The 23,165-nt window shown below is 38.0% G+C and carries 26 protein-coding genes and 1 other RNA gene; 14 read left to right on the top strand and 13 right to left on the bottom strand.

All coding sequences use genetic code 11. The features are described from left to right. The first annotated feature begins 120 nt into the window (after window positions 1-120). From dnaQ to nudC, 3 genes are all read left to right on the top strand, one after another. Window positions 121-1,500 (top strand): DNA polymerase III subunit epsilon, encoded by a 1,380-nt coding sequence (dnaQ, locus tag MKL51_RS15295; protein WP_002117626.1) that lies wholly within the window; start codon window positions 121-123, stop codon window positions 1,498-1,500. A gap of 130 nt (window positions 1,501-1,630) precedes the next feature. Continuing rightward, window positions 1,631-3,274: a hypothetical protein gene (locus MKL51_RS15300; protein WP_002117761.1), complete on the top strand. Its 1,644-nt coding sequence runs from the start codon at window positions 1,631-1,633 to the stop codon at window positions 3,272-3,274. Continuing rightward, window positions 3,274-4,017 (top strand): NAD(+) diphosphatase, encoded by a 744-nt coding sequence (gene nudC, locus MKL51_RS15305; protein ID WP_005070517.1) that lies wholly within the window; start codon window positions 3,274-3,276, stop codon window positions 4,015-4,017. The genes MKL51_RS15300 and nudC overlap by 1 nt, the downstream gene beginning before the upstream one ends. Before the next feature lie 28 nt (window positions 4,018-4,045). Here the strand turns inward: nudC and MKL51_RS15310 are convergent, their stop codons facing one another. From MKL51_RS15310 to MKL51_RS15320, 3 genes are all read right to left on the bottom strand, one after another. Next, window positions 4,046-4,909 (bottom strand): alpha/beta hydrolase, encoded by an 864-nt coding sequence (locus MKL51_RS15310; protein WP_002117650.1) that lies wholly within the window; start codon window positions 4,907-4,909, stop codon window positions 4,046-4,048. 3 nt (window positions 4,910-4,912) lie between these two features. Next, window positions 4,913-5,620, bottom strand: coding sequence for a BON domain-containing protein (locus MKL51_RS15315; protein ID WP_002117601.1), 708 nt, complete (start codon window positions 5,618-5,620; stop codon window positions 4,913-4,915). A gap of 79 nt (window positions 5,621-5,699) precedes the next feature. Further along, the gene (locus MKL51_RS15320; protein WP_002117648.1) at window positions 5,700-6,101 is read right to left on the bottom strand and encodes a YraN family protein; all 402 of its coding nucleotides are present in this window, start codon (window positions 6,099-6,101) and stop codon (window positions 5,700-5,702) included. A gap of 209 nt (window positions 6,102-6,310) precedes the next feature. Between MKL51_RS15320 and rsmI the strand changes: the two genes are divergently transcribed. Together rsmI and MKL51_RS15330 are read left to right on the top strand one after the other, a co-directional pair. Next, the gene (gene rsmI, locus MKL51_RS15325; RefSeq protein ID WP_002117498.1) at window positions 6,311-7,147 is read left to right on the top strand and encodes a 16S rRNA (cytidine(1402)-2'-O)-methyltransferase; all 837 of its coding nucleotides are present in this window, start codon (window positions 6,311-6,313) and stop codon (window positions 7,145-7,147) included. Between the two features lie 99 nt (window positions 7,148-7,246). Then, window positions 7,247-7,633 carry a hemin receptor gene (locus MKL51_RS15330; RefSeq protein ID WP_002117574.1) on the top strand — a complete coding sequence of 129 codons (387 nt, stop codon included), beginning with the start codon at window positions 7,247-7,249 and terminating at the stop codon, window positions 7,631-7,633. Between the two features lie 2 nt (window positions 7,634-7,635). Here the strand turns inward: MKL51_RS15330 and MKL51_RS15335 are convergent, their stop codons facing one another. After that, window positions 7,636-8,526, bottom strand: coding sequence for a LysR family transcriptional regulator ArgP (locus MKL51_RS15335; RefSeq protein WP_002117793.1), 891 nt, complete (start codon window positions 8,524-8,526; stop codon window positions 7,636-7,638). Between the two features lie 105 nt (window positions 8,527-8,631). Between MKL51_RS15335 and MKL51_RS15340 the strand changes: the two genes are divergently transcribed. Continuing rightward, window positions 8,632-9,234 (top strand): LysE/ArgO family amino acid transporter, encoded by a 603-nt coding sequence (locus MKL51_RS15340; protein WP_002117603.1) that lies wholly within the window; start codon window positions 8,632-8,634, stop codon window positions 9,232-9,234. Window positions 9,235-9,289: 55 nt separating this feature from the next. On the opposite strand, the gene MKL51_RS15345 is transcribed toward MKL51_RS15340, so the two are convergent. Then, the gene (locus tag MKL51_RS15345) at window positions 9,290-9,931 is read right to left on the bottom strand and encodes a cation transporter (RefSeq protein ID WP_005802881.1); all 642 of its coding nucleotides are present in this window, start codon (window positions 9,929-9,931) and stop codon (window positions 9,290-9,292) included. Between the two features lie 65 nt (window positions 9,932-9,996). On the opposite strand from MKL51_RS15345, the gene MKL51_RS15350 reads away from it, so the two are divergent. Next, window positions 9,997-10,398, top strand: a complete 402-nt coding sequence (locus tag MKL51_RS15350) for a MerR family transcriptional regulator (RefSeq protein WP_002117526.1) — start codon at window positions 9,997-9,999, stop codon at window positions 10,396-10,398. 38 nt (window positions 10,399-10,436) lie between these two features. On the opposite strand, the gene MKL51_RS15355 is transcribed toward MKL51_RS15350, so the two are convergent. The 5 genes from MKL51_RS15355 to MKL51_RS15375 all read right to left on the bottom strand — a co-directional run bounded on the left by MKL51_RS15355 (window position 10,437) and on the right by MKL51_RS15375 (window position 15,384). Beyond that, window positions 10,437-10,688, bottom strand: a complete 252-nt coding sequence (locus tag MKL51_RS15355; RefSeq protein WP_002117665.1) for a hypothetical protein — start codon at window positions 10,686-10,688, stop codon at window positions 10,437-10,439. 207 nt (window positions 10,689-10,895) lie between these two features. Beyond that, window positions 10,896-12,128: an FAD-dependent monooxygenase gene (locus MKL51_RS15360; RefSeq protein ID WP_005802884.1), complete on the bottom strand. Its 1,233-nt coding sequence runs from the start codon at window positions 12,126-12,128 to the stop codon at window positions 10,896-10,898. Continuing rightward, window positions 12,125-13,333: a 2-octaprenyl-6-methoxyphenyl hydroxylase gene (ubiH, locus tag MKL51_RS15365; protein ID WP_005802886.1), complete on the bottom strand. Its 1,209-nt coding sequence runs from the start codon at window positions 13,331-13,333 to the stop codon at window positions 12,125-12,127. Before ubiH ends, MKL51_RS15360 begins: the two co-directional genes overlap by 4 nt. A gap of 31 nt (window positions 13,334-13,364) precedes the next feature. Further along, on the bottom strand, window positions 13,365-14,687 hold the full coding sequence (pepP, locus tag MKL51_RS15370; RefSeq protein WP_005802888.1) for a Xaa-Pro aminopeptidase: 1,323 nt from the start codon (window positions 14,685-14,687) through the stop codon (window positions 13,365-13,367). 67 nt (window positions 14,688-14,754) lie between these two features. Then, entirely contained in the window at window positions 14,755-15,384 is a 630-nt protein-coding gene (locus MKL51_RS15375; protein WP_005802891.1) for a UPF0149 family protein, read from the bottom strand. Between the two features lie 64 nt (window positions 15,385-15,448). Between MKL51_RS15375 and MKL51_RS15380 the strand changes: the two genes are divergently transcribed. The 3 genes from MKL51_RS15380 (at window position 15,449) to ssrS (ending at window position 16,668) form a co-directional block, all read left to right on the top strand. Beyond that, the gene (locus tag MKL51_RS15380; RefSeq protein WP_002117619.1) at window positions 15,449-16,009 is read left to right on the top strand and encodes a hypothetical protein; all 561 of its coding nucleotides are present in this window, start codon (window positions 15,449-15,451) and stop codon (window positions 16,007-16,009) included. Further along, window positions 16,006-16,290, top strand: a complete 285-nt coding sequence (locus MKL51_RS15385) for a cell division protein ZapA (RefSeq protein WP_002117766.1) — start codon at window positions 16,006-16,008, stop codon at window positions 16,288-16,290. The genes MKL51_RS15380 and MKL51_RS15385 overlap by 4 nt, the downstream gene beginning before the upstream one ends. Before the next feature lie 193 nt (window positions 16,291-16,483). Next, window positions 16,484-16,668: non-coding RNA, 6S RNA (gene ssrS, locus MKL51_RS15390), on the top strand. Between the two features lie 141 nt (window positions 16,669-16,809). Here the strand turns inward: ssrS and MKL51_RS15395 are convergent. The 3 genes from MKL51_RS15395 to MKL51_RS15405 form a co-directional block, all read right to left on the bottom strand. Further along, window positions 16,810-17,130, bottom strand: coding sequence for a hypothetical protein (locus MKL51_RS15395; protein ID WP_005802895.1), 321 nt, complete (start codon window positions 17,128-17,130; stop codon window positions 16,810-16,812). A 93-nt stretch (window positions 17,131-17,223) separates the two neighbouring features. Beyond that, a complete protein-coding gene (locus tag MKL51_RS15400) occupies window positions 17,224-17,337 on the bottom strand; it encodes a hypothetical protein (protein ID WP_002117788.1) in 114 nt (37 codons plus the stop codon). A 112-nt stretch (window positions 17,338-17,449) separates the two neighbouring features. Continuing rightward, window positions 17,450-17,794, bottom strand: a complete 345-nt coding sequence (locus MKL51_RS15405; RefSeq protein ID WP_005802897.1) for a hypothetical protein — start codon at window positions 17,792-17,794, stop codon at window positions 17,450-17,452. Between the two features lie 223 nt (window positions 17,795-18,017). Here MKL51_RS15405 and MKL51_RS15410 point away from each other — a divergent pair, with 223 nt between their 5' ends. The 4 genes from MKL51_RS15410 to MKL51_RS15425 all read left to right on the top strand — a co-directional run bounded on the left by MKL51_RS15410 (window position 18,018) and on the right by MKL51_RS15425 (window position 23,150). After that, complete coding sequence (locus MKL51_RS15410) at window positions 18,018-18,602, top strand: 5-formyltetrahydrofolate cyclo-ligase (protein WP_005802899.1); 585 nt, start codon at window positions 18,018-18,020, stop codon at window positions 18,600-18,602. Between the two features lie 445 nt (window positions 18,603-19,047). Continuing rightward, complete coding sequence (gene lon / locus MKL51_RS15415) at window positions 19,048-21,477, top strand: endopeptidase La (protein WP_002117591.1); 2,430 nt, start codon at window positions 19,048-19,050, stop codon at window positions 21,475-21,477. A 304-nt stretch (window positions 21,478-21,781) separates the two neighbouring features. Then, entirely contained in the window at window positions 21,782-22,261 is a 480-nt protein-coding gene (rlmH, locus tag MKL51_RS15420) for a 23S rRNA (pseudouridine(1915)-N(3))-methyltransferase RlmH (RefSeq protein ID WP_002054393.1), read from the top strand. A 112-nt stretch (window positions 22,262-22,373) separates the two neighbouring features. Then, window positions 22,374-23,150 (top strand): DODA-type extradiol aromatic ring-opening family dioxygenase, encoded by a 777-nt coding sequence (locus MKL51_RS15425; RefSeq protein ID WP_005802908.1) that lies wholly within the window; start codon window positions 22,374-22,376, stop codon window positions 23,148-23,150. The last annotated feature ends 15 nt before the right edge of the window (window positions 23,151-23,165 follow it).

Here is a 23,165-nt window from a genome sequence, read left to right on the forward strand (position 1 = left end):
ATTTGCATGGAAATGTTACAAGAAATTAAAAAAACCTTGCTTTGATACGATGGAACCGAACTTTTTGCGTATACAATACACCATATTCAGTTCTTTTTCTTTTAGTTTAGGTTTCGATTTATGTCTCAAACAATCACACTGTATGTTGATGGTGCATGTCGTGGCAATCCGGGTTTAGGTGGTTGGGGCGCATATGTCATTACTGAGCAGGGTGAACATAAATTATTTGGCGGTGAGCCTGATACGACCAATAACCGTATGGAACTCACTGCTGCCATTGAAGGTGTTTCATTTTGCCCAGCCGATGCACATTTGATTATCTGGACAGATTCAAATTATGTGAAGCAAGGTATTACTGAGTGGATTCATGGTTGGAAAAAGAAAAACTGGAAAGATGTAAAAAATCCTGACCTTTGGCAGAAATTAGATGCTGTCTGTACAGGTAGAAATATTGAGTGGAACTGGATTAAAGGCCACGCAGGACACCCTGGCAATGAAATGGCAGACCAGCTTGCTAATTTAGGTGCAGACAAAACTGCGAAAGAACTCAAGCAACCACAGTCTGCCACTGTATCGCAAGATATAAAAAAGCCTGAACAGGACTGGCTGCTAGATGACCCTTTCGGGTTTGATCTGGATGACGCAACTGAAGAAGAAAATATTCATCTTGAAGCATCTGAAGAAGTTGAGATGATTGAAGTAACCGAAGAAATTATTGACGTTGAAACTGCCAAACAAAAAAGTAAGCAGCCAACCAATAATATTCATCCCCAAATCGTTGTGACCGAAGCCAAACTAAAATTACAAGGTCCTCGACAACTGATTCTCGATACGGAAACTACTGGTTTTTATTTCCAAGATGGCGACCGCATTATTGAGGTGGGCGCAATTGAGATGATTAACCGTAAGCTTACGGGTAGCTCGATTCATATTTATATTAACCCACAAAAACCAGTGGGAGACTCAGAAAACATCCACGGTATCAGTGATGATTTCTTAAAAGATAAACCGCTCTATGCGGACATTGCTGACACCTTATTTGACTATCTCAAAGGTGCAGAGATTATTGCCCATAACGCGACCTTCGATATGAACTTCCTTGATATGGAGTTTAAACGCGTAGGGCTTCCTGCACTTTCTGAAGTGTGTGAGGTAACGGATACTTTAGCTTTAGCGAAAAACAAACATCCAGGACAAAAAAACTCCCTTGATGCGCTTGTAAGACGTTATGAAATTCCAGCACGTGACCGTACTTTCCACGGCGCGTTACTCGATGCTGAAATTCTTGCTGATGTCTACTTGGCAATGACTGGTGGTCAGGTTTCTTTTGATATAGATGCCTTATCTCAGAGTGAAAATAGCCAGCAAACAACCAATAGAAGCAGAGTTCAAATTGACCTCCCTGTAATTTACCCTTCAGATGAAGAGTTAAATATACATGAGACTTGGGTCAAAGAATATGAGGAAAAACACGGAGAACCTTGCCTTTTTGCAAAATAAATTTTTGATTCTTTAGTGTTTTTAGCTTTTCCCCTTTGTAAGTTAAGTTATATTAGTCGCATAGATTTTTAGCTCAAAGTATTGAGCACTACGAATATAACAATTGATTTTTTTGCAAAGGGGAACGTTTATGTCTGAGCATACGTCGATTCATTTCGATCCAACAGCTTTACTCATCATTAAACATGAAATTGATCGTTCAATAAAACTGGTAGAAGGTGCGGTAAGTACCTTAATTGAAGAACAAACTCTCCCTTTTGGTATTGATGATGCATTAGAACAGTTTAAACAATGCACTCAAGTTCTACGTTTAATTGACGTTCCTTATCTTGCAAAAATCACTCAGTATTCAACTGAGTTGATGCAAAAAATTATTGCAAATCCAGCACAAATTAATACTGATGATGTCGTTGCCCTAAGCGAAGGCACGACCATGGTAAAGCGTTATATTGAATTTATCTGTTTGCGTGAAATACAAGTTCCACAATTTCTTCTTACGACTTTAAATAATTTAGAATTAGCTTTAAATAAGCCTCTAACTACATCGGGACAAGCTATTGTCCCTTTACTTGCAAATACTTCGCTTGAACTACCCTTGCCTGAAATATTAATTAAGGAAAAAACTCAATTCATCCATCAACTCTACAAACTCTCTCTACACCAATTTTTAAAAAAGACAGCCTCAGCTCAGAATTTTCAAGCCTTTAAACTTATTGCAACCTATTTGGTCAGCATGGCGAATACTCAGCCAAGCCAAAAATATTGGCAGCTCGTCAATTACGCTTTTAACCATATTGATGACCTCCTTTTAAATGATTCACGCCTACGTGTACTGATTAATATTGAAAGTCATATTGCTCTATTTTTGGCAGCACCCGAAAGTTTTCAACCTAATTTAGCGGCATTCGCAGATATTTTAAGTATTGTCATCGCTCAAGAAGATGAGATTGCTCACCTTATTCGTAACCAAATTCATATTGGTGATGAAACACCGACTGATACTCAATTACTCGTTTTAAGTCGCCATCTCTTTGGTCCTGACTTTGACACGATGCACACAGTCAGCCAATTAATCTTGGATGAAATGAATAAGGTACGAAACGATATTGAATACAACTACCAAAACATGTCGCCTGAAAAAGCACAGCAGCTACAAACAAGCCTTTTGCAGTTAGCTTATACCTTTAAACTCCTAAACCTTGATGAAGCCGCATCTGCTCTTTCTCAACAAGCCAGCAGTTTAAGTCAACTTAACATTTTAAGTGATGAAAACTATGCTCAGCAGCTGATGAACAGCATTTTATCTGCCATGAACTCAATTGGTATTTTGGTACGCAATTACACGTCAAATCGTCTACAACTTAGCGTGAATAATACGGCTATTTCTTTAGATCGCCTTGATGAAGCTCATCAGACTTTGCTTACCGAGACAAAAAATTTAATTGATTTTATCTGTCAGAGTCTTACGTTGTATGCCAATGATCAGACACAAAATATTGAAGCGATTGCAGGTTCATTAAAAGAGTTAGCAGGTGCAGCCGAATTTTTAGGAAGCACGACGCAACAACATGCTTTACTCCAAACTGCCCAATTTATTCAAGAGCAACTTGAACAAAGCCAGCCTTTTAATACAGACCAAATTCACTGTATTTTTAACGTATTGGCAGGCATTGACATGTTAGTTGACAATTTAAAAAATAAACAACCTGTTCTACAATCCATGTTTAATGTAGCATTGTCGAGTAGTCAACAACTTCAAAAAAAGGCAGCTTAATGTCTGAATTATCACTTGCTTATATTTTCCATCATCAACAATTACTGGTTGACCAGAATCTCCAACTACCCAAAGTCGAAAAGTTAGCAAGTGATTTACTTTTCACTCATGATGAGCAAGTCATTGCACGTGACTTGCTTGCTGAGGAACCTATCCCCGAAGGCTTACAACTTGTCCCAATTCGCCAGCTTATTACCAGCTGGTCGAAAGAACAGTTTTTGCAGGCAAGCCGTGCTGTTCAATTACTTGAATGGCGACGTAACCATAAGTTTTGTAGCCACTGTGGACATCCGACAGAAGTTCATCCAACCGAATATGCAATGGTATGCCCTTCTTGTCGCTACCACCAATATCCTCGTGTAAACCCTTGCATTATTACCGTCATTACTCGTGGTGATGATGAAATCTTGCTGGCTAAATCAGTTCATAACAAAACCAATATGTATGGTTTGATTGCAGGTTTTGTTGAGGTGGGCGAAACACTTGAAGAGGCAGTACAACGTGAAGCCTTTGAAGAAGTCGGTTTAAAACTTAAAAATATTCAGTATATGTCCAGCCAGCCTTGGCCATTCCCAAGTAACCTTATGGTGGCATTTCGGGCAGAATATGAGTCGGGTGAAATTAAGCTTCAAGAAGAAGAAATTGCAGATGCCCAATTTTTCAAAATTGATCAATTACCTGAGATTCCGTTTAAAGGAAGTATTGCTCATTCAATGATTATGCAGATTACCCAAGCTGGGTAATCTGCCGTGTTTTAAACGAGACTCTCGTTTAAAACACTTCTTCGAGAAAATGTAAGATCGTTCTTTTCGTTCTGAAATAGTGGCTAATAAAGCTAGAAAGACTGGCCAAAATTGTAATATGTCCAGTTTTAGGAATCACAGCGATATGGCTGTGATTTCCACTCTGTCTTAAAGCCCGATCCAAATCCAACGTATTTTCTTTACCGACAAGCTGATCATTTTCAGCCATGAGCAAGTAATGTTTAATACTATTTTGATTGACGAAATAGTATGGCATCACCTCTTGATAAGAAATACTTTGATCAAAAGCATCTTCTGCAAGTGGATCACCCTTATAATCAAAATGATAAGGTCCAGCTAAACCAAAAATCGCCTTAATATTACCTAAACATTGAATAGGATTTGGTTTTGGGTGATAAACAGCAGACATTACATTAAATGCTCCTGCCGAATGTCCCATAAGCACAACATTTTCTGTAGAAATTTCTAGTTTGTCTTGGTTTTGATGTAAATAATTCAATGCCTGAGTCAGGTCATCAACAAAACTCGGAAAAATATTTTTAGGAGCTAATTGATAGTTGATAACTGCAACGTCATAGCCTTCTTTAGCAAACGTCTCACCAATAAAAAGATAATCTCGCTTATTACCATGTTGCCAAGCACCACCATGTACAAAAACAATAAGAGGCTGATGTGCTAGTTTTTTAACAGATCGATAAATATCCAAACGGTGACGCGGCTTTAGACCATAACGTACATTTGCGACCTGTTCAAAACCATCTTTTGGCGTAAAACGGTTTAAAGCAAAACTCCCCAAATCATAAAGGCGGAACTCTTTATAAAGAGTTCGCGCCTGTTCAATTTTACTTTGTAGTTGTTCAATCAGATTCATATATTACTGTGCATTCGAAGCTGGATCTGTTTGGTCAGGATCAATTGCAACAGGAGTTTGAACTGTTGGTTGAGCAATGACGTTATTAATAATTGGTGTAGTCGTTGCACTAGCAGTACTCGCCGCTGGCGCAGGTGCTAAATCAACGTTATCAATGAGTGTCACAATTTTGGTCACGTTACCAACATTTTGAAGCACATTATTTAAATCATTAATTTCAGCTGTATTTAAACGGCCCATCACATATAAAACACCATCTTCGGTATGGACAAGTACTTTACTGTCCGATACAACTGGCGCTTTCATTAAAAGAGCACGTGTATTTGCAGTTACACCAGCATCTTGCATGATCGTGTTATAGCTGACCTTATTACCCACGGTAATGTAGTTATGTACAGCTTTTACATCACTCATGGCTTTAAGATTGTCTTCTGCCAATTGTTTCAAGTATGGGTCTGGCACTTGTCCTGTTAATAAAACAGTACTATGGAAACTTTCGATATTAATACGTGATTGTTTAAAACGCTGATCAAGCTTATAGAGGTTAATATTCGCTGTACGTTTAATTGAAGAATCAATGAATACCTGACCTAAGCTACGTACACCACTATCTGTTCCGACTGGAGCTGTACCTGTTCCACCAGAAATAAAACTTGCGCAACCTGACAAACTTGCGACACAAAGCGCTGTTACAGCAATACGTTTCAACACTCCACCAGACTCCTATCAATCTCTTCTTGGCTTGATCATAAAACATCGGTTTTAATTTGCTCAAAAGAGTAATGAACTCTTAATCCAAAGTAAATGCATTTTCGATCCATTGCAGATCATAATGGAAATTTGAAAAGTCTTGCTGTACTGTTTTTGCAATTTTCTGTGGAAAATCAAAACAAATCACATCAAAACGACAATAAAAATCCTGATAAGATGGGTAGCGCTGTAAAAAATGCATCGCGGTTTTAATAATTTTCTTCTGCTTTGTTCTTGTCACCATTTCACAAGCCTGTCCATAATTTCCTATAGTACGCGCCTTTACCTCAACAAAAACCAGCTCTTGCCCTCTTTTAACAATCAAATCCACTTCACCACGGCGTGAATGGTAATTACTGGTTACCCATACATAGTTTTGCTTTTGCAACAGGTTTAAAGCCGTTTGCTCTGCCCATTTACCCAACTGCTGCGCTAATAGCATTCTTATCTTCCCCAAATTAAAAGTAGCACCACAGATTTTGATGCTTAAATTATTTCGTTAAATCCACCCGTACTTTCTGATCTAAATTGAACAAATGAAAATCAGATCATTTTGGAAAAGCAAAGGTTGGCAGACTTTGTTCACGCCCAAATCATAATTTCGGGTAAACTACCCCATTAAAATTGTTTATCTGTACGGAGTAAAACCAAATGAGTGCTCAGTTATTCGTTGTAGCCACCCCAATCGGGCACTTAGATGATATGACTTTCCGTGCAATTGATATTTTAAAATCAGTTTCTATTGTAGCTGCCGAAGATACGCGTCAATCAGCACAATTATTTAAGCACTATAATATATCGACTCAACTTACTGCATGTCATGATCACAATGAAAGTAATAAAATTGAGCAGTTAGTTCAAAAATTACTTGCAGGCGATGATATTGCTTTAATTAGTGATGCAGGTACGCCGCTTATTAGTGACCCTGGTTTTAAGTTAGTTCGAGCTGCTCAAGAACATGGTATTAGGGTTGTTCCCGTGCCTGGCGCATGTGCTGCGATTGCCGCTTTAAGTGCAGTAGGTCTACCGAGTGATCGTTTTAGTTTTGAAGGATTTTTGCCATCAAAAGCTTCTCAACGTATTTCTCAATTAGAAAAACTCAAAAATGAAACTCAGACCTTAATTTTTTATGAAGCGCCCCACCGTATTTTAGAGTGTGTAAAAAATATGGCTGAGGTATTTGGTGAAGATCGACCTGTAGGTTTCGCACGTGAAATTACCAAAACTTTTGAAACCATCAAAAAAATGACTTTAAAAGATTTGGTCAGTTTTATTGAAAATGATCACAACCAAGAAAAAGGCGAAATTGTTCTTGTAATTGGCGGCGCACCAGAAAAAACAGATCTGGAACAAGAAAAACTAGATGAGCTTTTAAAGCGCTTACTTCAAGATTTATCTGTTAAAGCGGCATCTCAACTAGCTGCTGATTTAACAGGAGTTAAGAAAAAAGTCGCTTATCAACGTGCGCTTGAGTTAACACAATCTTAATCTTTTGATTAAGCACAGTGATGAACAATAAATAGCCTTCATCATCACTGTGCATGAATTTTGCATAATAATATTAAAGATAAAAATAAGAGTATTTACATGATTGAACAGCTTGGAAAGCTTGGGCCGCATGAAGAGTGTGAACTAGAATTACTACTTTCAGGCGAGAAACCTATCGCTTTGTTTTATGATCTACTACCTACCGAGTTTTTAGAGCATCTCGAGCAAGGTACTTTATCTATGCTGAGTAAAGACATTGAAACCTCTTTACCTTTACCATTTTCAATTATGCTGATCTATAAAAATGCTCCTTTAGCAGATTTAAATGAACTTGTGTTATGTATTGAAAAATCACTAAAGGAGACTCAACTCGAAGATCGCTTAGAACTTGACCGTAGAATCGGACAACTTTTAGGTTACTCAACACAAGATATAGAGTTTTATATTCAGCATGTTTCAAATTTTTATGCCCGCTCACGGACTTAAATTTATCTCAATATCTTTTTTGCTGACTGAACAATTGTTTCAGTTAATACGTCAAGTTGCTGCGACTGTCTTTTCCAGTGGTGCCAATATAAAGGAACATCAAGTTGGGCTTCAGGCATAATATCAACAAGTGTTCCATTTTCGAGTAATGGTTGAACTTGAAGTTCGGGCACCATGCCATAGCCTAAACCTAATTGAATTGCTTTAACGAAAGCATCAGTTGCTGGAATAAAACTATAAGGATAACTTTGCATCGGTAAACCGTATCCTTTTAATAGAACCTCTGAATGCATTAAATCTTTATGGTTAAAAATAACTGCTGGCGTTTTTCTTAATGTGTCTCTATTCACTCCAGCACTAAACCATTTATTTGCAAAATCAGCAGAAGCCAACATTTTATAACGCATTTTTCCTAGTGGTTGAGCTAAACAACCCGACATGACCTGCTCTTCTGCCGAAATACAGGCATTGACTTTTCCTGTCTCCAGAAGAGTGTGCGTGTGAGATTGATCATCAATTTTTAGTTCTAATACTATTTTTTCTTTAAAAAGCGTTTGCTGAATATTTGGTAAAAGCCAAGTAGCTAATGAATCTGCATTTGAAGCCAAAGCAATTTTATAAAATTCGGATTCAGATGATTTTCCCATTAAACCTTGTAATAAATTTTGCTCCATTAACCTCGTATGACGTAAATGTTGTAATAAAGTTTGCCCTGCTTGAGTGAGCACACACGGGCGCCCCCGTATAATTAGAATTTGTCCTAAATACTTTTCTAAAGCCTGTACGCGTAACGAAACTGCAGAAGGCGTAATATATAAATGCTCTCCTGCCGCATCAAAACTTCCCAATTCTGCTACTGCAAGAAAGGCTTCACATTGTTTGCTATCTAACATATAAAACCTAAATTTTTTTTAGCTAAACCTAAATATTCTTAATTTTACTTATTTCTTAATAAAAAGTCAGATAATTCCCACATCTGATTTTTTCACCTTATTGTTATGTTCTCTCTTAGTATATTTTTTAAAGGTTTCGGGATTGGCAGTGGGCTTATCGTAGCAATTGGAGCTCAAAATGCTTTTGTCCTAAAACAAGGACTTAAACAGCAATATGTATTTTGGTTGTGTTTAATCTGCGCTCTGTCCGACTCAATTTTAATTGCCTGTGGTGTATTAGGCTTTGCCGAAATCATGACGGCATCACCTATCTTAATTACCGTAGCTAAATATTTAGGGGCAACGTTTTTATTAGTTTACGGTGCCAAAGCATTTTATGCTGCATTTAAGACTACCCAAAGTATGGACCTTGATAGCAGTCAAAAACAAACATTAACTCAAGCATTAGTGACCTGTCTTGCCTTTACTTGGCTTAATCCTCATGTCTATTTAGACACTATTGTTCTGATTGGTTCAGTTGCAACTCAGCTTGAAGATAAAGTGAGTTTTGCTTTGGGCAGCATTCTTGCCTCTTGGGTTTTCTTTTTTAGTCTGGGCTATGGTGCAAGATTATTAAAGCCACTATTTACCAATCCCAAAGCTTGGAAAATTTTAGATTTCATTATTGGTTGCGTTATGTGGAGTATCGCTATAACCCTCTTGTTTTAACGGCTTAAAATTAAAAAAGGATCATAAAAAGATCCTTTTTTATTACTCTTTAGTATTACGCTTCACTGGCAACTATAACTCTTGCCTGTTTTCTTTCTTGTTGTGACTGTTTTATAACAGCATAGCCAGAAGATACACCCAAGTATGCAATGACAAAGGCAACAAATAAATCGGGAAATACACTGCCTGTTCCAAATACCCCAACCGCCGCTAAAATTACAGCAATATTAGCAATTGAGTCATTTCTACTGCACAACCAAACAGAGCGCATGTTGGCATCACCATCACGGAATGCATAAAGCATAAGCGCCACAGAAACGTTAGCAATTAGAGCCATTACACCAATTGCCCCCATCACCATTGGTTCGGGTGAAACACCATAAAAATACGACCAGACCACTTTCGCAATGACAAAAACACCGAAAGCCGCCATCGTTATTCCTTTAACTAATGCCGCTGTCGCACGCCAATATAAACTCATCGAAAGAACGACTAAAGATAGTGCATAGTTTGCTGCATCTCCGGCGAAGTCCAATGCATCTGCCCAAAGTGAAACAGATTGGGCCTTATAACCTCCCAATATTTCCACCACGAACATTAAGGCATTGATTACAAATGCAATCCATAAAGCTTTTCTAAAACGCGGACTCACTTTCTTTGAAGGAGAACATGTTGAAGCACAACCACATCCAGCCATTTTATTTCCTCAAAAACTCTTTTATAGTGATTAAAAACCCTCGAGTAGCTCCAGAGTCAAGTCTTATGAGTTTTTCTATTGGTCAATTATCAAAAAAAGCGGATATTCCAATTGATACGATCCGTTATTACGAAAAAGTAGGTGTGCTGGACCGTATTCAGCGCTCAGAAAATAATTATCGTGTTTACACCGAACAAACACTTGCAGACCTTTTATTTATTAAGCATTGCCGTGAATTAAATATTTCACTGAGTGATATTAAAACGTTAAAAGAAATGAAAACTCAGCCTAAACAGGCCTGCACAGAAATTGATAATTTAGTCGATAAATACTTAAAAGAAGTATCTGAAAAAATCGAACGATTATTACTTTTAAAAGAATCTTTGATTGATTTAAAACAGCATTGCTCTACCAATCGAACAGTAGATGAATGCGGGATCTTGAGAGAGCTTCAAAACTCTCCTTGAAAATAAAAAAAGCATCACTCATGTGATGCTTTTTAGGATTAATGGTCGCTATGTTCATCTGGAGGAACTTCAGTAATTCTCCCCCCTCGAGCTAAAAATGCGGCAACTTCATCTTCCAGCGCTTGGCGCTGTTTTTGCTTAGCAGTCACAGTCAGTGTTTCTGCCTCAGCAATATCAGTATCATTAATACTGCTTGCTTCTTCATCAGCTGCACCGCTTTCAGCTGCCTTCGCTTCATCTTCATCTACAGCAGAATCTTCTGCATCTTCATAATCATTGATATCTGACATTTTTCACTCCCCAGAATGATTTCTATTGCATCATCGCTATGGTTCTAAGACCTCAGAAATTTAGCAATCTCTTTGCATTTAGCAAAGAGCCAAATTGGTCAAATGTGTATCTTTTTCAACCCAATTGGTAATGATATATAAATGATTGTTTAAAAAATATCTACTGATATTTATTTAGACCAGTAGAGCATAAACTTCGTAATTATTTTAACGACTATACTGGGTGTTTTGTAAAGACCCTAAACCGTTTGCTTGTTGCATAAAACGCTCTTTTAAGAAGGAAATTTGTTCAACTTGCTTGAGTCCCACATTCCGAGCCCAGATAAATGGAAATAGCTCACTACTTTCCAACCAGCCAATTGCCGACATGCTATGCATCATTGCGTCATTTTGGCCTTTACGGCGATGCTCATAACGCAACAATGTCTGTTCATTTGCCCATACACCACGCGCTAAATCATGTAGTAATGCATCACAGAGTACAGCCGCATCTAAACAACCAATATTTACGCCTTGTCCAGCAAGTGGATGGATAACATGTGCTGCATCCCCAATTAAAGCTAAACCAGCTTTCACATACTGTTTTGCAGCGCGCGCTTTGAGCGGGAATTGGGCTCTTGAACGTACATCTAATACTTCACCCAACATATGTTGGCTTTCTCGAGTTAAAAGCCGCATAAATTCATGATCGGTTAAAGCAGAATATTCATCGGCATAATCATCAGGTAGTGTCCAGACAATTGACTGCCAGTAGCCATTTTCACTTTCTTCAAGACTAGCCATCGGCAAATAAGCTAAAGGCCCTGTAGGTAAGAAAATTTGACGAGCAACATGATTGTGGGGTTTAGATGTTTTAATGGCACAACTAATCGCTGCCTGCTTGTAATCTAAGACATCTAGATCAATAAAGGCCTGTTCTCGTACAAATGAATTGGCACCATCTGCCCCAATCAGCAGTTTTGTTTTAAGTGTCGTACCATCTGCCAATTGAATATGCCAACACCCAACTCCCTGCTCAATCCGAGTCACGCGAACTTGAGTGCGATAGTCTGTTAACTGCTCAAGCATTTTTTGTTGAATAGCAACATTCAACACACTTGGCTCAACCATAGAACCCAAGGTCTGTTCTGGCATTGGTCTTTGTAAGGACTCGTGACCAAAATTAATTTCACCATAGCCATTCAGATTCCACACTTGCATGCCTGTATATGGCATTTGACGTGCTAGATCATCCCAAACATTAACAGTTTTAAGTAAATGAATGGTCGCTTGGCTCAGTGCTAAAACACGTGGGTTCATCACACTTAGTGTTTTTTCAACATCCAGTACAGGAGCAGCATCAAGCACAGTAGGCTGTACACCACCTTGCGCAAGTAATAAAGCTGTTAAACCACCAACCAGTCCACCACCAACAATGACAACATCTAGTACTTCACTCATGCTTTTAACCCCATTGCATAGTTCGCTACCAGTGGTTTAACACCCGGAATGACATCAAATGCAATTAATCCCGTATTACGAATTAATTTTAATAATGGATTTTGGTTACTAAAACCACGAACCACGGTGTCACAGAACTTAATTACTCGCTGTTGATCTGACAAACGGGCTTGTTCATAAGCCAGTAAATTATCTGGGTTACCAATATCATCAGAAGCGGTTAGCTGATTCACTAAATAACGCACTAAAACATCCGCATCACGTAGACATAGGTTAAAACCTTGTCCTGCAACAGGATGGATTGTATGCGCCGCATTCCCCATTAAAATAACGCGTCCGACTGCTTGTTTATGTGCAAGCACTTGTGAAAGCGGATAACTAAAGCGTTTACCCGTCTTTTCAAATTTACCCGCTCTGTCACCATAAGTTTTTTGCAAAGCATCTAAAAAGTGTTGGTCGTTTTCTTCACCTAACCACTCACCTTCAGTGCCTTTTTTAACAGGCCATACAACCGAACGGCGATATTCGCCCGGTAAAGGCAATAAAGCTAAAGGACCTAATGCGCTAAAACGCTCAAAACCGACTTGTTCATGTGGTTTTGAAGTCTGAACGGTAGTGACAATTGCAACCTGATCATAATCATGAACATCTACACCAACGCCGATAGCCTGACGACAGAAAGAGTCACATCCATCTGCGGCAATTAATAGCTTTGACTCAAGTTTTAAAACTTCATCACCACGCTTGGCCTCAATATGTACTTGCTCAGCATCTTGAGTTAAAGCAGTCACTTGAACGCCATCAATCAGCTCAATCAAAGGCTGCTGACGTACTTGAGTCAATAAAACACGACCGAGCCAAGCATTTTCAATCACCTGCCCAAAGCTTTCGACTTTTTCTTGTTCTGCAATTAATCGTGCCTTACCAAAACTGCCTTGTTCAGTAATGTGAACTTGTAGAATTGGAGTCGCGTGCTGCTGTAATGCATCCCATAACCCCAGCTTCTGATAAATCTGGACGCTACGACGCGATAAAGCCGTATTACGCACATCGAAACTGGAATGATAAGGGGCAACATTTTGATCATCATAGTTTGGGTATTTCACAGCTTCTAACAGCTTTACTGCAATATTAGCCTTCGCCAGCATGAGTGAAAGGCTAAGTCCAACCATTCCCCCACCTACAATAATCACTTGTTGTTGCATCTAGTTGTGCTCCTTTGGCGAATACGTTTAATTATGATTTAGCTTGCGCCATTAAATGTTCAATATCTGCAATATTTTTAACTACATCAGCAGTTAAAACTCGCGGACCTTTTGATGTTGCGACCACATCATCTTCAATACGGATGCCAATACCACGCCATTTTTTATCTACAGTTTCATCGTCTGGTGCAATGTATAGGCCTGGTTCAACGGTAACGACCATACCTTCTTCATATTGACGCCAGTCTTCACCTTTTTTGTAAGACCCGACATCATGTACATCCATTCCTAACCAATGGCCTGTACCATGCATATAAAACTGACGGTATGCTTCAGTTTCGATAAGTTCGTTAATATCACCTTTGAGCAAACCTAACTCAATTAGGCCTTCGGTTAAAATTTTAACGGCTACTTCATGAGGCTCACGGTACGAATTACCAATGCGTACTGCATCAATCGCCGCATATTGAGAAGCCAATACAACTTCATATAATGCTTTTTGTTCAGCACAAAACTTACCATTGACCGGAAAAGTACGGGTAATATCTGACGCATAGAACTCATATTCACATGCAGCGTCAATTAAGACTAAATCACCGTCTTTAAGAGGTTGGTTATTTTCAACATAGTGCAAAATACAGGCATTAGCCCCACCACCAACAATACTGTTATAAGATGGGACACAGCCGTTTTGCCCAAATATATAATTGAGCTCGGCTTCAAGCGCATATTCCATCATACCTGGCCGTACCATCTGCATCGCACGAGTATGTGCCTGAGCACTAATTTTTGAAGCAGTTTGCATCAGCTCAAGTTCTTGTGGTGACTTGATTAAACGCATTTCATCAACAATACGGTCGAGCTGTACCAGTTGAGCTGGAGCACCTTGATGTCGATGCTCAGCATCTGCTTTTTTAATCCACTGGCTCACTCGTGCATCAAACGCAGCATTTTGCCCAATCCGATAATAAAGGCGTTCTTTATTTAATAACTTTTCAATAATTTCTTCATCAAGCAGATCAATTGCATAGGCTTCATCTGCATCATAGTCTTCGATTGCACCGTCAATTCCGGCACGGTAACCATTCCAGATTTCCATCTCGCGGTTACGTTCACGGCAAAAAAGACTATAGCTATAGTCAGTTACATCCTCAAAAGTTTCAATAACTGCAACTGCTTCAGGCTCAGCAAAGCCCGTCAAATAGAAAAAACTACTATCGGCACGGAATTTATAATCCGCATCACGATTACGGTACATCTCCTCACGCGTTGCAATAATTGCAATACTGTTAGGACCCATTTTTTCTGCTAAACGGTCTCTACGATGTTGAAAATCAGCTTGAGGCAATTTCATAATGATCTACTTGATTTAGAATTTTAAAGTCAAAAAATAAAATACAACCAATAACACATCGCCTCAATTAGCTTGGACGATGTGGTGTGAACATTTCTACAATATTCTGATCTGTACCTAGAGCCGCAGTTTTACTTTTTGCATGAAAGTTTTTCAATAATGAACTTTCAGCTACAGTGATTTTTTTTCTGCCAATAGACAAGCTCACAGGGATTAAGCGTACAAATTCATACAATTCTTCGTAACTGCTTTCGCCTTCCTCATCATTGTCAGAATCTTCAAATTCTACTGCAGCAACATCTTGAAGGTGTTCAATCAATTCGCGCTCATCACCACGAACATGACCCGATGCCAAACCAAAGCCTAACACAACACCAGCACACCAATCAGATAATGCTTGCACACGCTCTTGAAGTAAATGTTCATCATCTGGAAGCATTGGTAAATAATCTAATTCATCTTCAGATAAAGCATGAACCACATCTTCTGCTTCGTCAGTCAAAAGCGCTAAAGCATCTTCACTTAACTCTGGCACATTAAGGGTTGTTAAAATTTGTGACCATTCTTCGCGCGTAGGCGCTTCTGTCACACAAACAATACCTGTTAATAGACCATGTAACTCACTAGGGCTTGAAATTTCTTCAATTCCTTCAAAATGAGCGTTCCAATCTGTCCAGCCTGAAATATCGTCTTGCATTCGTTTATCCAATCTCTATACTTTGTATATATTACCTTTGATTGCAATTCTGTGCGACCTCGTTATGTTAGAACAATTACAGCGGCTACAAGCGCATATTAGCGTTTTAAAAACACGCTTACATCATTTAGAGAGTGAACATGCGGCACTCTCGGAAGCTAAAGAACTGGCTGAAACAGAGCATCACGCACAAGTTGTGCAAAAAAATAGTATTATCACTAAAAAACAAGAGGAAATTGAGTCGGTAACTGAGCAACTTTCTCAGTTAAAAGGCCAATTTCAACAATTGAATCAAGATGCTAACACACTTGCCGAACGTTATAGCCGATTAGAAAAAAGTACGACTGATTTGAAAAATCGTTTTCAAGAAATTCTTGCAGAACGAAATGAATTACGTGTTGCAAAAGAGAAGTTACAAGCTCACCAGCGTCAAACCCAACAAGAGCTGCATGATTTACAACAAGATCGTGACCGTTTGTTACAAAAAAATGAGCTTGCCAAATCAAAAGTTGAAGCCATTATTCAGCGTTTAGGAATTTTAGGCACTGCTCAAGATCAACACGCTCAAGAAATCCAGCAACTTGCCCATCCTAATGCTGAAACTGGTGAGGAGATCCAATCATGAGTGAACAAGTCATGGTAGAGCTTAGGCTGATTGAGCAGACTTTTAGACTCGCGACTACCTCAGATAAAAAAGATGAACTTGAACGCGCAGCGCAACTTCTCAATGAGAAATTTAATGACATGCGCCGTAGTGCCCCACGTGTTGAGCACAACAAACTAGTCATTATGGTCGCTCTACAGTTAACTCAAGAAGTGCTAAGCCTTAATAAATCTTTGCAGGAATACACTCACTGTGAACGCCTACTGCAAGCGATTTTAGAAGATGTGGAACAGGTTATTTAAACAAGCTTTGATTACGACAAAATGCCTTGCTCTATAAATCATAGATGCAAGGCTTTTTTTATTTTGACTATCAACTACAGTTGAATATCGTTTTATCTACTTTCAATGTACAAAGCTTCATCAAACGCAAACTAAGTTTACAGTTCCATAGGCTCAAGTGATTGCCAACATAGTTAGATCGGTTATACTTAAGCTATCTCTGGGATGTTCGCCAGCGGGTCTATTCCCCTGCCGATACTTAAACTTATGGATTGCGTTCTGTATATTTAGAGTGTATGCCTACCTTCGAGTAGGAAACCCAGCAAGTATACGTCGCGTCCACCTTGAACTCATCGGGTTCAGGGTAACGACACATGCAGCGGCATCTTCGGAGCATTTATTTTTAATTAAATAATAAAATTCCAAAAATTTATTTCAATTAGCCTTTCAATACAGACCTGTCGGTACGATATTTTTCTCATGCATTCAATAATGCATAACGTTATTATTTTAGAGATGAATTACTCTCTGCCTTCAAAATTACTTTTCTTTTCCACTCAGGCACTCTTGATACCAAGCTGTTTGAAAATCTTCTATCGCTTTTCGTTTAAAGAAGCTGGTCTTGAATACTTCGGTTGAGTAAGCAGAAGTAATTAAATCTTGATAAAGTTGTTTTGCCTTTCGATCTTCAAGACTATTCGCTATATGCTGCAAGTCTTCAGATGGGACTTTTTGTTGACGCGCTTCCATGACAATATAAGAAACTTTCTTTACCACATTACAAATTTCGGGGTCATTTACACTTTCATCGGCATAACAGCTAAAAGCTAAAAAACTAAGAAAAAATAATTTAAATTTCATATACCTACCTTATTTTTATAGCTTTGAATTAATTACAGAATTTTATTATTAATAAAGAAATAGGAAATTGATCCCTATTTCTTTTAAAGGTGTTTATGCTGGATTAATCACATAAAAATAAATAATTAGACCTACTAAAACGGTTGAAGCGATCGTTAAGTATGTACCAACTGTATTAAAACTCTGTAAGAACTTTAAGATTTCCATATCTAAATCCCCTAAACTTTCACTTATAAAGATAGAAGAAAATTTATCACAACCCAATAATGCCAATCAATTCACATTTATCTGATTTTTTGAGATTAAAATCAAAACAAACTTATTGAGTGCATCTAATCGCAAAAGCATCCTTATAGTAGTCCGTTGCACTTTTCAAATCCGATAATAATTTCTCTTCGGTATAAGGTTTAGGCGAAATTTTTATTAAGGCAGGCATATATTGGGTCTTATAAACTTCTGGATAGTCATGACATAAGATTTTGACTTTAACTTCTTGCGGTGTATTCGGGTTATCTAGTTGATCTAAAAACTCTCCTATTTTACGATCTGATTCTTCAAATTGAGCTTTATAGTCAACTTCAGCAGCTTCAGGTTCTGTTTGTTTTGTACACCCACCAAGTAGCAGACTAGCGCTTATTGTAATGGTTAAAATTTTTAACTTCATAGGCTTAACAATTTCACATTCATCCTTTTAAATATTCTTATCTGATTAAATGTAAATAAATACTGGTAATACGTAAAGAAATAGAATTTTTTATCGCTAAAGAAAATACCTTGTATCAAGTAAATTTAAAGTTATTTCTTAATTAGTTCTCTATTTCCATAAATCTTAAGAAAAATAGGTATAATTTTGCTCGACTGATCTCAAATCTTTGTTAGATTTACGCATGAATGAACTTAGTTTTATTAGAAAAAATTTAAGATCTAAAAGACGCTCTTTGTCCCCATTGGAGCAAAAAAAAGCTCAGCTTAATGTTCTCCATCATTTAAACAGTCTTGCTATTTTTCATTCATCAAAAAAAATTGGTTTATATTTACATGCCTTCGGAGAAGTTCATACAGATCTGATCATAAAGTTATGTTTTCAAAAAAATAAACAAGTTTATTTACCTATGATTTGTTCTATAAACCAACGTTTAGTCTGGGTAAGAATATCTAAAAACCAATATGTAAATCGACGTTTTTCTCATCATCCATTGGGTATGAAAGAACCCATGGCAACAAGAGGAAAACATGTATCAAAACTTGATTTACTGTTAATGCCACTTTTAGCTTGTGATCAATACGGTACGCGTATTGGGATGGGAGGGGGCTATTATGACCGTACATTGGCTAGTGCAAAACATAAGCCTTATCGTTTGGGAATGGCTCATCAATTTCAATTTATTGGACATACTTTAAAACGTCAAAGTTGGGATCAACCCTTAGATGCTTTACTCACCCCTCAACATATTTATTATTTTAAAAGATAATATTTATAGAAAATTAAAATTAGTCTTAAGTTTTTAATGCCCCCTAAAATCATAAAAGTAACCACCCTAAGGATGGTTACTTCTACGTGACAGACCGATTTACCAACTTATACTAACACGGCTATTTAATGTTCAATATTAAATAAGTTTTGCATTATTGTTAATTATACAATGCCGACAAATGACATAAGAAAATGGTTATTTTCCATCCAAACGTCTTTTTTACTATATGAATATTTCATAATTATTAAGCTAAATTACCTATCCTTTCTACAAAATTTTATTCTTCTTAAGAATTAATCCATTGATTCATAATATTTTAATAAAAAAGTTGACTAAATTAGTCATTTTTTCCACATTTTCTATAGAGAGGCCCTTGTAATTTTTGAAATACACATCACTATAAAAAACATGGCAACCTCGTTGTCACTCATTAGGAGTGCCCATGTCTGAACTTATTATGAATGAAAAAACTGACTTAGAGCCTCAGGTTCCAAGTGTATTACCACTTTTAGCGTTACGTGATGTAGTGGTCTACCCACACATGCAAATTGCGTTATTCGTGGGTCGTGAAAAATCGATCAATGCAGTTGATGTGGCTCGTAACAGTGACAATTTAGTATTTGTAGTTGCGCAAAAAGATTCGCTTACAGAAGAAATTGATCACGATAACCTTTATCAGTACGGAACTGTCGCTAAGATTGTTCAAGTCGTAAATCATGAGAATGATGAAAACTGCATTAAAGTACTTATTGAAGGTTTACATCGCTCTAAACTTGAAAAGATTATCGATGAAGATAGTCATTTGACTGCTGAACACAGCTTAAGTCCAATGACAATTAACGTAGATAAAGCTACTCAAGAAACTCGTTTGCAAGAGTTGCGTACTTTATTTGCTCAATATGCTGAAGCAAAATTACGTAATGCACGCGAACTCGTTGCTGCGGCTAATAAAATTGAAGACTTGCTACAACTCATGTTCTTCGTAGCAACACGTGTGCCTCTAAATATTGAAATTAAACAGAAGTTTTTAGAGCACGATGAGTTTGAAGCACATTTGCAAGAGCTTATGAGCTACTTGGTAAATCAATCTGCTGAACAGCAAATTGAACAAACTTTGCATGACAGCGTAAAACGTCAAATGGAAAAAAACCAACGTGAATACTTTCTAAATGAAAAAATGAAAGTCATTCAACGTGAACTTTCTGACATGAATGGCGGTGCTGAAGATGACGTTGCTGAAATAGAGAAACGTCTTGCTGAAGCTGATTTACCTGAACACGTACGTAAAAAAGCTGAAGCTGAGTTCCGTAAGCTTAAAGCAATGCAACCAGCGTCTAGTGAAGCAGCTGTTGTACGTAACTATCTAGAAGTAATTTTAGATACGCCGTGGAATAAAGCGAGTAAAGTGAGTATCAACCTTGCGAAAGCACAGGAAATTCTCGATACAGATCACTACGGTTTAGATGACGTAAAAGACCGTATTGTTGAATACCTAGCTGTTCAGTCGCGTGTTAAAAAGCTTAAAGGTCCGATTCTATGTTTAGTAGGCCCTCCTGGTGTAGGTAAAACTTCACTTGGTGAGTCTGTCGCGAAAGCAACAGGTCGTGAATTTGTTCGTATGGCACTTGGTGGTGTACGTGACGAAGCTGAAATTCGTGGTCACCGTCGTACTTATATTGGTGCGATGCCAGGTAAAATTGTGCAATCTTTAACAAAAGTTGGCGTGAAGAACCCATTGTTCTTACTCGACGAAATTGACAAGATGGCGCAAGACTACCGTGGCGATCCTGCTTCTGCATTGCTTGAAGTATTAGATCCATCACAAAACAGTAAGTTCAACGATCACTATTTAGATCTTGATCTTGACCTATCTGAAGTGATGTTCATCTGTACTGCAAACAGTATGAATATTCCAGAAGCCTTGCTTGACCGTATGGAAGTTATTCGTCTACCGGGTTATACCGAAGATGAGAAAGTTAACATTGCTGAACGTTACCTTGTTCCAAAAGCAATTAAGAACAATGGTCTACGTCCAAAAGAATTAACAATTCATGAAGAAGCGATCCGTGACATTGTTCAACGTTATACACGTGAAGCTGGTGTACGTAGTTTAGAACGTGAAGTGTCTAAAATTGCACGTAAAGTGGTAAAAGAAGCAGTAAGTAAAAAGTCTAAAAACTTACAACTTGATGTGACTTCTGCCAATCTTCCAGAATACTTAGGTCCACATAAGTTTGACTTTGGTATCGCAGAAGATGAAGCACAAGTAGGACGCGTAAATGGTCTAGCTTGGACATCTGTAGGTGGTGAGTTACTTACCATTGAAGTTGCAGCTGTCAAAGGTAAAGGTAAATTCATTACGACTGGTTCACTCGGTGACGTAATGAAAGAATCTATTACTACAGCAATGACTTTAGTGCGTACACGTGCCGATGAATTAGGTATTGAAGCTTCTCGTTTTGAAGAAACTGATGTACACGTTCATTTACCTGAAGGTGCAACACCAAAAGATGGTCCATCTGCTGGTTTAGCATTAACAACTGCGCTTGTATCGGCATTTACAGGTATTGCAATTCGTCCTGATATTGCAATGACTGGTGAAACAAGCTTAGGTGGTCGTGCAATGCGTATTGGTGGCTTAAAAGAAAAACTTCTTGCAGCACACCGCGGTGGAATTAAGCTCGTCTTCATTCCTCAAGACAACGTTCGAGACTTAGCAGAAATTCCTGCGAATGTTAAAGAAGGTTTGGAAATCAAAGCTGTGAAAAGTATTGATGACATCTTACCTTTAGCATTAGTTTCGATGCCAAAGCCTTTACCTAAAACACCGATTGTAAAACCGGTGGAAGGTTCAAAAGCAGCACGTCACTAATTAAAAAATAAAAAAGAGAGAGCTTCGGCTCTCTTTTTTTTGTTACACAATTTGATTGAAAAATATCCAACCATCCTCATAATAGGTAATAAGAGTATTTAAATAAATGAGTACTCTTAACTATCTAATTCTTAGATAGCCTTGTTTTTATTCTCTATGATCATCTGAACTCCAGACAGATGATCATTTGATCGCAGTCCAACACTGTTTTTTGGACTGCGTTTTTTATGCCAGCTTTTTAGATCGTCAGATACTTTCATTCATCAGGTATAATGCGCCAGCTGTATTTGAATGAATAGATAACATGAAAATTCGTATTCTGACCATTGGTCAAAAAATGCCTGCTTGGGTTCTTACTGGTTTTGAAGATTATTTCAAACGCATCCAACCTTTTGTTCAAACCCAAGTTATTGAACTACCTATGGCCAAACGTGGTAAGAATGATTCAGAAGCGGATATTTTAAAGTATTGCCAAATTGAAGGCGAAAGTATTTTAAATGCTTTAAAACCGAATGAAACCTTAATTGCTCTTGAAGTTGGTGGTCGGGAACTAAGTACAGAAAAATTAGCTGATACAATGAAACAATGGATGCTTGAGGGTAATGATGTAGCACTTGCGATTGGCGGTCCAGATGGTTTGTCAGATCAGGTACGTAAAGCTGCCGCTTGGCATTGGTCACTTTCAAAACTTACGATGCCCCATCCGTTGGTACGTGTTTTATTAATCGAGCAACTATATCGGGCCATGAGTATTAATCACAATCATCCTTATCACCGTGCATAAAAGGAACAAACGTTTCATTTTAAGAACAATCCGTTGAAATCTGGATACTTTTAACATGTCCTGATTTTGGCATAATGACTATTATTCTGCTTTTCAACTCAGGTGTAATGAAATGGAACTACAAACCCTTCCTGGACTGTTTATTTCCCATGGCTCGCCCATGCTTGCACTTGATCCAGAACAAGTGGGACCTGCTCTACACCGTTTAGGCACAAATCTTCCTATACCTAAGGCAATCATTGTGATGTCTGCGCACTGGGAAAGTAAAGCACTTGAAGTGAGCATTTCGACTCGTCCTGAAACATGGCATGACTTCCGTGGATTTCCTAAAGAGTTATATGAAATTCGCTACAGTGCGCCTGGCGAACCAGCATTAGCAGAAGAAATCTTAAAATTATTGGCCGATGCTCACTTTGTTGCACATGCCAATAATACCCGTCCTCGTGATCATGGCGTATGGATGCCTTTATTGCATATGTACCCAGATGCAGACATTCCTGTAGTCGAAATTTCTTTGCCATCAAATTTAAGTGCACAAGAAATTTATCGTATAGGACAAACGCTTACCCCTTTACGTGATAAACAAATCTTACTCATTGGTTCAGGAAGTATTACTCATAATCTTGCAGAGTTATCTTGGCAAGGAGACAACTCTAAAGTTCCTGAATGGGCTTCAACTTTTAGAAATACTGTCGTTAATAAGCTTTCCCATCAAGATTATGATGGAGTTTTAGACTGGCAATCACTGCCGTTTGTGAAACGCAACCACCCTACGCTTGAACATTTTGCACCTTTGTTTTTTGCTATGGGTACAGGCAATCGCTTTACGATTGTTCATAGTAGCTTCACAATGGGCTCATTAGGAATGGACATCTATCGTTTTGATTAATTATTAAGAAATACC

Origin of the sequence: Acinetobacter sp. AOR18_HL, from assembly GCF_027855145.1 — a bacterium.
GTDB classification, from domain to species: Bacteria; Pseudomonadota; Gammaproteobacteria; order Pseudomonadales; family Moraxellaceae; genus Acinetobacter; species Acinetobacter pittii.